The sequence below is a fragment of the Rickettsiales bacterium genome (assembly GCA_029252805.1).
In the GTDB taxonomy this organism is placed as follows: domain Bacteria; phylum Pseudomonadota; class Alphaproteobacteria; order Rickettsiales; family JALZUV01; genus JALZUV01.
In genome coordinates, this window is record JAQXAR010000034.1 from 1 (window position 1) to 10,043 (window position 10,043).

A 10,043-nucleotide genomic window follows, 5' to 3' on the forward strand; every position below is an offset into this window, starting at 1 on the left:
CCGTAGAACCCGCAATGAAATATTTTATCAACTCTAACTGCTTATTTCTCGATAACTTACAATGCTTTATATACATCAATAACTCCTAACAATTTAAATGTTAGGTGTCAGCCCCAAATCAAATACTTCCTGTTCAGAAATAACCGCTAATTGGGTTACTAACTGAGCCATGCGTTCATGGCTTGGGAAAATCTGAGGTAATTCTTCAATTAACTCCTCTAGTCCATACTTACGCAGGATTTGGCAGAATAATTGAAACTTCTGGTTCCGTAATTGCGGTGTCTTACGAAACCAAATAGCGGAAGGTGAAGAAAGTAACATAGAATGGGAATTGAAAGTGGTGGGAAAGGAGCACTTGGCTTAAAGTCTGTTTGAAAACGAGAAGTGACAGAGGAGATCTGTCTAAGGCAAATGCTAAGAGAATAGCGATCACTATACAAAAAAGAGTGCTTTTAGTAAAATGACAGTTTGATGACAATTATCCCCGCCCTCCGTCACTCTGAGCTTGTTTTTGGGGTTATTTCATCTCTGGCACTAGGCGGATGAATGGATGTTGAACTAAATTCAGCATGACAGTTTTCTCTGTTTTTGTTATTCTGCTCGCAAGCTGGTTCGCCGGCCCGGGGCTTAACAACCTCTCGTAAACCGGCAGCGTCAACTGTCGTTATTTAAACTGTCATCTCGACTGGGTCGGGGTGGCGGCGTTATGCAATAGGCTTCGGCCAAAAGCGTTGCGGTCATGTTTACGTGATTTGTTAACACCCCGGCACTCGTGTGATTTTCGCAGGGGTGCCGCTTTGTTTTAACCGACTAAAGGGTGTCCTATATGAAATTCTTCCCCCGACGAAAACCCCGAAAACGTGACCTGCAAGGTGCGATAAGCCTGATCGACTGCGCGATGGAGATCATCTGGCGCTATCAGCGTGATAAGGATTATATGCCAACGCAAGTTGATTTGAGACAATTTGAGCGGGTGGCCTCGCTGATGCAGGAAAATACCGGTGCGGCACATTATATTCATCGCTGCTTGAAACAGCGTGCGGCGGGCAGGCCGGAAGGCGCGAAGAAATTCACCGATTCAGATGTAATGGATTGGCATTATCCACCATGAAGTTTAGCTTCACTCTTCATTGTCAGCCCGTCCTTTCGACGGAGTGACCGTTAACGCAGATGCGGGGTAAAAACTAAAAGCCTTCGCGCATTGCACCATGGTCGATGAGTTGTTGGTAGAAATCTTTAATCTCTGCAATGGCGGGAGCAGACTCATTATGCTTGTTAAACGCATGGCGGAATTCAGCGCCACCATAGAGGCCTTTGCTATACCAGCCAATATGCTTGCGGGAGACGCGCACGCCGTTGACTTCACCGTAGGTGCTTAGCATATCTTCGTAATGTTCCAGCACCATATCGCGTTCGAACTCTAGCGTTGGGCGGGTGGTAATTTCCTTGCCGTCGAGATGCTCGATCACTTGCTGTGGGAACCAGGGTTTGCCATAGCAGCCACGGCCAATCATCACGCCATCGGCGCCCGATTCGCTGAGGGCGGTATCCACCGAGTCAAAATCGACAATATCGCCATTAACGATCACGGGAAGCTTGGTCGCTTCTTTCACATTTTTGATGAATTTCCAATCAGCCGAACCTTTATACATTTGGCAGCGTGTGCGGCCATGTATGGTAATCATCTGGATGCCAGCATCCTCGGCCATTTTGGCAAAGAGCGGCGCGTTGAGCGTGTCATGATCCCAGCCCATGCGCATTTTCAGCGTGACGGGGATTTTTACGGCATTGACGGTGGCTTCTAAAATCTCGCCGGCGAGCTTCTCTTTGCGCATGAGCGCTGAGCCTGCATCGCCATTGACGACCTTCTTCACGGGGCAGCCGAAATTGATATCAATGATATCTGCGCCCATATCTTCATTCATGCGAGCCGCTTCGGCCATCACTTGCGGGTCACATCCGGCGAGTTGCACAACCTTAGTACCCTCGTCCTCATCATGCTGTGCCATGCGCAGGGTATTGCGGGTTTGCAGGATCATCGCGCGGCTGGCAATCATCTCTGACACGACCATGCCGACGCCAAATTTACGCACGAGTTTACGGAACGGTAAATCAGACACGCCCGTCATCGGAGCGAGGATAACCGGGTTCTCAATTTGAATTTTGCCGATGTTAATTGCCATAATGCGCGTTTCCATACTATAAATGCATCATGAACTCAAGCGTAGCAGTGATTGTCGCAGGTGGCACTGGCAGCCGTATGGCGGGCGGTATCCCCAAAACGTACCGATTGCTGAATGGCAAACCCGTCATTGCGCATAGCCTGCAGGCATTCAGCGAGCATCGACAGATTGAGCGTATCATTGTGGTGCATCACGCCGATCATCAGGCATTGCTAGCGCCTATTCTCGCCGATTACCCCAAAGTGGAGGCAGTATTAGGCGGTCAAACGCGGCAGGAGTCGGTGCGCAATGGCTTGGAATATTTATCAAATGTCAGTTTAGGGGGCCAGCAGGCCGACTCAGCCATGAGCCCGCGAAGCGGCGTGCCATCGGAGCAACAGAACGTTGCGCACGGGGCGCAAATAAATAAAGTCCTGATTCATGATGCCGCGCGTCCCAATATTAGCCAAACGCTCATCACTCGTATGCTAGAAACCGCTGCGAAAGCCGCGCTGCCAGTGATCCCTGTGACCGATACCATCAAACATAAAGCCGGTCACACACTTGATCGTTCCGAGCTTGTCGCTGCACAAACGCCGCAAGCATTTGATTATGCCACGATCCTAAAGCTCCATCGTGAAAATACCGATGCCGTGACCGATGATGCCATGCTCGCAGAATTAGCAAGTATCGAAGTTGCTTTCGTGCAAGGCGATGCGGCCAACCGCAAAATCACCACTGAAGAGGATCTAAAAATGATGCAATCAGCCCCCCGCATTGCGGTAGGTAATGGCTATGATGTTCACGGTTTTATTGCGCATGAAGGCGATGATAAAACCATTATGATTTGCGGCGTGCCGGTGGAATGTGACATGGCAATTGAAGGCCATTCAGATGGAGATGTTGGTCTGCATGCGTTAACGGATGCGATATTGGGCTGTATTGGCAATGGCGATATTGGTCATCATTTTTCCAGTGATAACCCGCAATGGAAAGGCGCCGCGAGTGAGTTATTCTTAAAAGAAGCGATTCGTCTGATGCAGCAAGCAGGCGGAAGTCTAAGCCATTGCGATATCACTCTCATCGCGCAAATGCCCAAGCTTTCTCCACACCGCGAAACAATGCGTGCATCCGTCGCTGAGATTTGTGATATTGATGTGAGTCAGGTTAGCATCAAAGCCACTACAACCGATCACCTAGGCTTTATTGGCCGCAAAGAAGGGCTGGCTGCGCAAGCGACAGCAACGGTACTATTATGACATCGAACTGGAATCCAATTTTCTGGATAGCAACGCTCTTTTTTCTTGGGAAAATTCAGCATGCAGGCAGTATCATTGCGACCCTGTTAGGGCTCATAGCGGGAGTGGCCATTCATCATTATTGGGGCATCAGTGTTTTACTGGTTGTGACAATTGTTACTTTTTTTGTGGGTCTCTGGTCCTCTTCTATCTATGTTAAATCTGCTGGTCAGTCTTACGAAGTCGTCATTGACGAGGTGGTAGGGATTTGGGTTGTTTTGCTTTTGGCCGGCGCCCTTAACTACCCTCTGGACTTTGGAACCTGCTTTGCCGCGTTCCTTTTCTTTGTTATTTTTGATATGGCTAAGCCTTGGCCCGTCGGTCAGATAGATGAGCATGTGGGCGGGGGGCTCGGTCTGATGCTCGACGATGTTGTCGCTGCTTTCTATGGCTTTCTGGGCATGGTAGTTGGGTTATTTTTCTATACAAGTTTGTTGGCATAATGCAGCATCCATACCCACTTTGGCATCCGGTCTATTGGCTGGCAACCTGGTTCCATAGCGGCCTCGCGCCGAAAGCTCCAGGTACGTTTGGTACACTGGCGGCGCTGCCTTTTGCGTGGGTGATTCACCAGTATTGGGGGCATTCAGGGTTGCTCATTGCGAGTGTTTTGGCTTTCTTCATTGGGTGGTATGTCTCGGCTGAATATGTAAAGAAAACAGGCCGTGAAGATCCGAAGGAAGTTGTGATTGATGAGGTGGCAGGAGTGTGGTTGGTTTATTTTTTGACGACCTTCATACTTTATGCATTTGCCACTCCGTTTTTGTGGGAAGTGTTTTTGATTTTTGCCACATTTATTCTCTTTAGACTCTTCGATATTTGGAAACCTTTTCCAATTAATTGGATTGATGAGAAAATAAAAGGGGGACTAGGGATAATGCTCGATGATTTATTAGCTGCTATCTATGCGATGGTTTGTCTTATAGTCATTGAGGTATTGTTTTCCACTTACATGATAGAGTTTCAAGGTTGGGTGTTGCATTGATGAATTGCGAAACGCTCCTCCAAACCTGCCGTACTAACGGCCTCACACTCGCCACTGCAGAATCCTGCACGGGTGGGATATTGCGGCGGCGATTACGGATATTGCAGGTTCATCCGAGGTGTTCGACCGTGGCTTTGTGACCTATTCCAACGAAGCGAAAATGGAAATGCTTGGCGTTTCGGCACAACTGATTGAGCAGCATGGCGCCGTAAGTGAGCCAGTTGCTAAGGCGATGGTCGAAGGGGCGCTTCAGCATTCGAACGCAAATCTCGCCGTTTCTGTGACGGGTATTGCTGGCCCCTCTGGGGGTAGCAAGTCTAAACCTGTTGGAACGATTTATATAGCTGTCCAGCATGCTGGACATGAAGCGCATATTATCCATTTTCAGTTCGACGGAAGTCGTGACTTTGTACGTCAGCAATTTATGTTAGCCGCTTTGGAAGCCCTCTATGTTGCCGCAGCCTGAATTCCTAAAGAATCCAATGTCTGATATGACTGAGAGTGAGTGGGAGAGCCTTTGTGATGGCTGTGGAATCTGCTGCCAAGTAACTGAAGAAGAGGAAGATACTGGCGAATTAACGCTCACAAACACGGCATGCAGCTATTTATGCCTTAATTCACACTCATGTAAAGATTATCCAAATCGTCAGAAAAATGTACCAAATTGCGTTAAAGTAACGCCTGAGAATGTGAGTGAACTTTATTGGTTACCCCATACCTGCGCTTATAAGCTGGTGGAGAAGGGCTATGATTTACCCGAGTGGCATCATTTGGTTTGTGGCGATAAACAAGAGGTACATCGTGTCGGGCCGTCGATGCAGGGTGACCTGATCAGTGAAGATGAAATAGAGTGAATCATGAGGAGTCTTTTCCATCTAAAAATTAGTCTTTAAGCCTCTTTAGATAAAGCCTTTCGACTTTCTCTCTAGCCCAATCGGTACGTCTTAGAAATTTCAAACTACTCTTGAGGCTTGGGTCGTGCGTGAAGCAGCGGATATTGATGCGGCTCCCTAATTCTTCCCATCCATATTTCTCGACGAGCTCTGTCAGGATAGTTTTGAGCGTAATGCCATGTAGCGGGTTATTTTGTTGATCGTCACCCACGTGTTAATCGGCTGCTTTGACGCGGATTTTGTTTTTGCCGATTTTACTGCCATGTAGCTCTTTAATTACTTCTTTAGCTTCATGTTCTAGCGCCATTTCTACAAAGCCAAATCCTTTAGATTTCTTCGTTTTCGGGTCCATCACCATATCACAGCCTTTAATATTGCCATATTCTTTGAATAATTTGGCGAGTTGGTCTTCGGTAAAATCACGCGGTAGGTTTAAGGCGATTAGTTTCATAGTGGCTCCAAAAGTATGTCAGAGGCCTGATTTAACATAGTTCTGCCCTTTTAGGGGATTTAAATAACAAACCGCATGAGTCGGCAATTGCTAATGGAGTGAAATATCTATATGACACGCCTCCATCAGCTAAATTAGACAGTTAAAACCATGCTTGAGCTTAAAAATATTACTTACCGTATTGCGGGACGCACCTTATTTGATAAGGCGTCGCTTTCGATACCGACCGGCTACCATGTAGGCTTAATTGGCCCTAATGGTACGGGTAAAACGACTCTCTTTAAGCTTATTGCTGAGGAGTTGGAGCTGGATGAAGGCGAGATTACCCTCGTCCCAGGTGCACAAATGGGCATGGTGCGTCAAGATTTACCGGATGATGATACGAGCTTGCTAGATATCGTACTGGCTGCAGATACAGAGCGTACAGCGCTATTGGAAGAAGCTGAAACCGCAGAAGATCCAGACCGAATCGGTTACATCTATACGCGCCTTGCCGATATTGATGCCTATGAAGCGCCGTCTAAAGCCTCGATCATTTTATCGGGCCTAGGCTTCGATATTGATGATCAATCGCGCCCTATTAGTGATTTCTCCGGCGGGTGGCGCATGCGTGTGGCTTTGGCTGCAGCCCTGTTCCAAAAGCCAGAATTCCTGCTACTGGATGAGCCAACCAATCACTTGGATTTTGAAGCGATCATTTGGTTGGAAAACTACCTGATGCAATATGAAGGCACCTTCATGATCATCAGTCATGATCGTGAAACCTTGAATAAAGTCGTCACCCATATTGCGCATTTGGATCAATTAAAAGTGACCATGTATACCGGAAATTACGATCAGTTCGAAACCCGTTACGCACAAAAAATGATGAGCCATCAGGCGCTCTTCGATAAGCAACAGGCGCATAAAAAACGCATGATGGATTTTGTTAGCCGTTTTGGTGCCAAAGCGAGTAAAGCTAAACAAGCACAGAGCCGCCTGAAATCCATTGAGAAAATGGACATGGTTGATGCCCTGATTGCCGAACGTGCAACGGCGTTTAAATTCCCTCAACCGGAAGAAACCAGCGGCCCGATCATCACCCTCGATAAAGTGGATATTGGCTATACTGAGGGCAATCCCATATTACGGGAAGTGAATTTAAGCTTCACAGGCGATGATCGCGTCGCGCTACTCGGTGCCAACGGTAATGGTAAATCGACGTTGGTGAAGCTGCTTTACGGCGAGTTGACGGCGATGAAGGGTAATGTGGTACGTGATAGAAAATTGCGTGTCGGATATTTCGCGCAACACCAATCGGACGAGCTAGATGTAAGCCAAACGCCTTACGATACTCTGCGCGATGCCATTAAAGGCACGCCAGAACATAAATTACGTGCCATGCTTGGCAAGTTCGGTTTTGATAAAGCAAAATGTGATACACGTATCGCCGAGCTTTCCGGTGGTGAAAAGGCGCGTTTGCTCTTTTGTATGATGAGCCATGATGCACCGCATATTATGCTGCTCGATGAGCCGACAAACCATTTGGATATTGATGCCCGCGCGGCTCTTATCCAAGCGCTTAACGATTATGAAGGTTGTGTGATTCTCGTAAGTCACGATCCGCATTTGGTCGAGGCGGTCGCAGATCAACTACTGCTTGTTAAAGACGGTGGTGTGAACTCTTATACAGACGACTTGGACGCGTACCGTAAACTAGTGATTGAGCAGCGTCGTAAAGAACGGTCCAGCGCGAAAAAAGATCGTAAAGATAAGAAAAGTAAAAAGAGTAAAAAAGGCAGCAATAATGCGGTTAAAGAAGCGGAAAAAAATCTAGAGAAATGGTCAAAAGAAAAAGCCACTTTAGAAGCCGAAATGGCCACCCCAAAAGCGGTCAATAATAAAAAGATAATGTCTGATTTGCTCGAAAAATACACAACCGTTCAAGCGGAAGCAGAATCTGCCGAAATGACGTGGTTGGAGCTGCAAGAGGCGAGTTAAGCTAATCGCCTCAGCTTATTTAATCAATATAGAAGACCATGACACATTCTTCTGTATCTTCATTTGAGAGCTGCCAATCAATGACCGCAGGAGCGGAGAGTAGATCTCCACCTGTTACGCAGCCTGTAGTTTGCCACGTGCCACTTGTATTCATTTGGTTGATCGCAAAGACTTCGCCGTAACTTGCTAAGCCATCATCAATCTTTTTATCGATCGATAGCGCCTCTGATGCATTAACAGCGCCTTCGAGACTTGAATCGCTACGTGACTTTGAAAGGGTGAAGTGATTGCCCAATTTACCGTAAGGAAAACCATAGGTAAGGCCAAATACCGCATTTTTAATACTGGATTCGGGGATGTCTACACCCGGCACTGGTGTTGCCGCGATAATGGGATAACTTCCCGCCACTAAGTTTGCGCTGGATAAATGAACCCATGGCAGCGTGTCATCGATTGCACCATCGCCATTACCATCGCAATTCGCAGGAGTTGGATCGCAAGAGGGCCAGTAAGAGGAGGCATCCGACATATCTCCCGCAAGTTGGCCATATTTTGCATAAAAAGTATCACTTGCTTGTGAATATTCTGCTAATTCGCCAATCACGGAACTTATTTCGGCGTTACGAATTAGGCTCTGTCCCGCAACGATTCCGCCAGCGATAAGGCCAATAATAATCAACACAACGGATAGTTCTACAAGAGAAAACCCTGATTTTGAGTGAGTCTGCATAAGCTATGCTAGCACCTTAAGAGTTAAGAATTCCCTAAGAAGAGGGCTAAATAAAGTGTGAAGCAATTTAGAGTTAATTAAGAATTTATTAATGTCTAGAGCACATAATTAGTCTTAACCCACAGAAACAGTTAATTAGGTGAGTATATGACAAAATATAGCATTTCGAAGATTACGTTAATGACATTCATGGCCGCATTTCTTGTTTTGCCAAGCTTAGCGCAAGCAGGTGGTCCTGATGCCGTCCTTACTCCCGAAGAAGTTGCCGCGAAAGATGCCGCCGATCAAGCCGCTGCTGATAAAACCGCTGCTGATGCTGCTGCCGCTCAAGAAGCCGCTGCTAAAGCTGCCGCCGATGCCGCCGCCGATGCTGCTGCTGCTGCTGCCGCCCAAGCTGCTGCCGATGATGCCGCTGCCGTTCAAGCTGCTGCCGATGCCGCTGCCGCTGCTGCCCAAGCTGCTGCCGATCAAGCCGCTGCCGATGCTGCCGCTGCCGCTGCCGCCCAAGCCGCTGCCGATCAAGCTGCTGCCGATGCCGCCGCTGCCGCTGCTGCTCAAGCCGCTGCCGATGCCGCCGCTGCCGCCGCTGCCGCTGCTGCTGCCGTTAATACCCCTGTTGTTGCTGCCGGAGTCAATGCTGTTGCGGTAGACGTGATAGCGTCGCCACGTGGGGTAATTACCTTTAATGGAGATGGTAGTGTGAATCTGAGCGATAAGAACAGCAACACAAATTGGGGTTATCCTCTTTTCCAAGGCAATATCCCTAAATAGCATTGCCCTTACGAAGGGGAGCGCCGCGATTCAAACGCATGATTTCCCGATGAGGGAAAGGCTCTTAGGTCGTACCTTCGAATCCGGCCATCGACGATTGAGTGCGATCATCTAATAGTGATTAATTGGTGGTCCATAAGCTACTCTACGATGACTTACGGCGCTGAACTCTGGAGTTGTATTCACCTTTTATCTACCGTGGTACCATTTGAACGTGAACGTCTAGCAAGACGTATTAGGTTACGTGCTTTACCCTGGAGCAAATGTGCTCTATTAAAGATCGTATCTTTCCCAAGGTTATTTGGAAAAGAGTAACAATTATATACAGATGAGATACATACTATGGCTACAGGTACAGTAAAATGGTTTAATTCCAGTAAAGGTTTTGGTTTTATTACTCCGGATGATGGAGCAGGTGATGTATTCGTACATATCAGCGCTGTCGAATTGGCGGGATTGTCAGGTCTTGATGATAATCAAAAAGTTAGTTACGACATAGAATCAAGTAAAGGCAAAGAATCTGCTGTTAACATCAAGTTAGTATAGTAGTCGCGCCTCCATTCGTGTGAAAAGGTACGATTCAACGCTATGGGTTACGAATTAGAAAGATGGTTTTAGGGTCGCACCTTTGAATCCCGCCATCTACGATTATTTATTAGAGGTTAATCTCAAATTATCTCTGCGATGACTTAGGGTGCTCTGCTCTCAGCCTCGTTAGGCCATAAGCCTATCAACTTGAAAAAATTAAGTTTCTGTGTAGAATTAATATTATA

General features: G+C 47.3%; 13 protein-coding genes and 1 pseudogene. 9 read left to right on the forward strand and 5 right to left on the reverse strand.

Annotation, left to right across the window (positions count from 1 at the left end; genetic code table 11):
• Positions 1–93: 93 nt before the first annotated feature.
• Complete coding sequence (locus P8P30_07385; protein MDG1287375.1) at positions 94–321, reverse strand: hypothetical protein; 228 nt, start codon at positions 319–321, stop codon at positions 94–96.
• Between the two features lie 505 nt (positions 322–826).
• Between P8P30_07385 and P8P30_07390 the strand changes: the two genes are divergently transcribed.
• Positions 827–1,111, forward strand: a complete 285-nt coding sequence (locus tag P8P30_07390; protein ID MDG1287376.1) for a hypothetical protein — start codon at positions 827–829, stop codon at positions 1,109–1,111.
• 73 nt (positions 1,112–1,184) lie between these two features.
• Here P8P30_07390 and dusB read toward each other — a convergent pair whose 3' ends face one another.
• Positions 1,185–2,183, reverse strand: coding sequence for a tRNA dihydrouridine synthase DusB (gene dusB / locus P8P30_07395; GenBank protein MDG1287377.1), 999 nt, complete (start codon positions 2,181–2,183; stop codon positions 1,185–1,187).
• A gap of 29 nt (positions 2,184–2,212) precedes the next feature.
• Between dusB and ispF the strand changes: the two genes are divergently transcribed.
• The 5 genes and pseudogenes from ispF (at position 2,213) to P8P30_07420 (ending at position 5,299) form a co-directional block, all read left to right on the forward strand.
• Positions 2,213–3,421, forward strand: a complete 1,209-nt coding sequence (ispF, locus tag P8P30_07400) for a 2-C-methyl-D-erythritol 2,4-cyclodiphosphate synthase (GenBank protein MDG1287378.1) — start codon at positions 2,213–2,215, stop codon at positions 3,419–3,421.
• Complete coding sequence (locus tag P8P30_07405; protein MDG1287379.1) at positions 3,418–3,903, forward strand: phosphatidylglycerophosphatase A; 486 nt, start codon at positions 3,418–3,420, stop codon at positions 3,901–3,903. Before ispF ends, P8P30_07405 begins: the two co-directional genes overlap by 4 nt.
• Positions 3,903–4,445, forward strand: coding sequence for a phosphatidylglycerophosphatase A (locus P8P30_07410; protein ID MDG1287380.1), 543 nt, complete (start codon positions 3,903–3,905; stop codon positions 4,443–4,445). The genes P8P30_07405 and P8P30_07410 overlap by 1 nt, the downstream gene beginning before the upstream one ends.
• Positions 4,445–4,911, forward strand: a pseudogene (locus P8P30_07415) (CinA family protein). Before P8P30_07410 ends, P8P30_07415 begins: the two are co-directional and overlap by 1 nt.
• Entirely contained in the window at positions 4,895–5,299 is a 405-nt protein-coding gene (locus P8P30_07420; protein ID MDG1287381.1) for a YcgN family cysteine cluster protein, read from the forward strand. The pseudogene P8P30_07415 and the gene P8P30_07420 overlap by 17 nt, the downstream one beginning before the upstream one ends.
• Positions 5,300–5,327: 28 nt before the next feature.
• On the opposite strand, the gene P8P30_07425 is transcribed toward P8P30_07420, so the two are convergent.
• Positions 5,328–5,549 (reverse strand): VF530 family protein, encoded by a 222-nt coding sequence (locus P8P30_07425; GenBank protein MDG1287382.1) that lies wholly within the window; start codon positions 5,547–5,549, stop codon positions 5,328–5,330.
• A gap of 3 nt (positions 5,550–5,552) precedes the next feature.
• Positions 5,553–5,789: an RNA-binding protein gene (locus tag P8P30_07430; protein ID MDG1287383.1), complete on the reverse strand. Its 237-nt coding sequence runs from the start codon at positions 5,787–5,789 to the stop codon at positions 5,553–5,555.
• 150 nt (positions 5,790–5,939) lie between these two features.
• Here P8P30_07430 and P8P30_07435 point away from each other — a divergent pair, with 150 nt between their 5' ends.
• Entirely contained in the window at positions 5,940–7,769 is a 1,830-nt protein-coding gene (locus P8P30_07435; protein MDG1287384.1) for an ABC-F family ATP-binding cassette domain-containing protein, read from the forward strand.
• A 19-nt stretch (positions 7,770–7,788) separates the two neighbouring features.
• Here P8P30_07435 and P8P30_07440 read toward each other — a convergent pair whose 3' ends face one another.
• A complete protein-coding gene (locus tag P8P30_07440; protein ID MDG1287385.1) occupies positions 7,789–8,499 on the reverse strand; it encodes a prepilin-type N-terminal cleavage/methylation domain-containing protein in 711 nt (236 codons plus the stop codon).
• A 147-nt stretch (positions 8,500–8,646) separates the two neighbouring features.
• Here P8P30_07440 and P8P30_07445 point away from each other — a divergent pair, with 147 nt between their 5' ends.
• Together P8P30_07445 and P8P30_07450 are read left to right on the forward strand one after the other, a co-directional pair.
• Positions 8,647–9,270: a hypothetical protein gene (locus P8P30_07445; GenBank protein MDG1287386.1), complete on the forward strand. Its 624-nt coding sequence runs from the start codon at positions 8,647–8,649 to the stop codon at positions 9,268–9,270.
• Between the two features lie 342 nt (positions 9,271–9,612).
• Entirely contained in the window at positions 9,613–9,816 is a 204-nt protein-coding gene (locus tag P8P30_07450) for a cold-shock protein (protein MDG1287387.1), read from the forward strand.
• Positions 9,817–10,043 lie beyond the last annotated feature (227 nt).

Excerpts from the sequence above, each read along its gene's own strand:
- P8P30_07440 (MDG1287385.1), bottom strand. The coding sequence starts at position 8,499 with ATGCAGACTCACTCAAAATCAGGGTTTTCTCTTGTAGAACTATCCGTT.
- ispF (MDG1287378.1), top strand. The coding sequence starts at position 2,213 with ATGAACTCAAGCGTAGCAGTGATTGTCGCAGGTGGCACTGGCAGCCGT.
- P8P30_07410 (MDG1287380.1), top strand. The coding sequence starts at position 3,903 with ATGCAGCATCCATACCCACTTTGGCATCCGGTCTATTGGCTGGCAACC.
- P8P30_07430 (MDG1287383.1), bottom strand. The coding sequence starts at position 5,789 with ATGAAACTAATCGCCTTAAACCTACCGCGTGATTTTACCGAAGACCAA.
- dusB (MDG1287377.1), bottom strand. The coding sequence starts at position 2,183 with ATGGCAATTAACATCGGCAAAATTCAAATTGAGAACCCGGTTATCCTC.
- P8P30_07405 (MDG1287379.1), top strand. The coding sequence starts at position 3,418 with ATGACATCGAACTGGAATCCAATTTTCTGGATAGCAACGCTCTTTTTT.
- P8P30_07435 (MDG1287384.1), top strand. The coding sequence starts at position 5,940 with ATGCTTGAGCTTAAAAATATTACTTACCGTATTGCGGGACGCACCTTA.
- P8P30_07450 (MDG1287387.1), top strand. The coding sequence starts at position 9,613 with ATGGCTACAGGTACAGTAAAATGGTTTAATTCCAGTAAAGGTTTTGGT.
- P8P30_07445 (MDG1287386.1), top strand. The coding sequence starts at position 8,647 with ATGACAAAATATAGCATTTCGAAGATTACGTTAATGACATTCATGGCC.
- P8P30_07390 (MDG1287376.1), top strand. The coding sequence starts at position 827 with ATGAAATTCTTCCCCCGACGAAAACCCCGAAAACGTGACCTGCAAGGT.
- P8P30_07420 (MDG1287381.1), top strand. The coding sequence starts at position 4,895 with ATGTTGCCGCAGCCTGAATTCCTAAAGAATCCAATGTCTGATATGACT.
- P8P30_07385 (MDG1287375.1), bottom strand. The coding sequence starts at position 321 with ATGTTACTTTCTTCACCTTCCGCTATTTGGTTTCGTAAGACACCGCAA.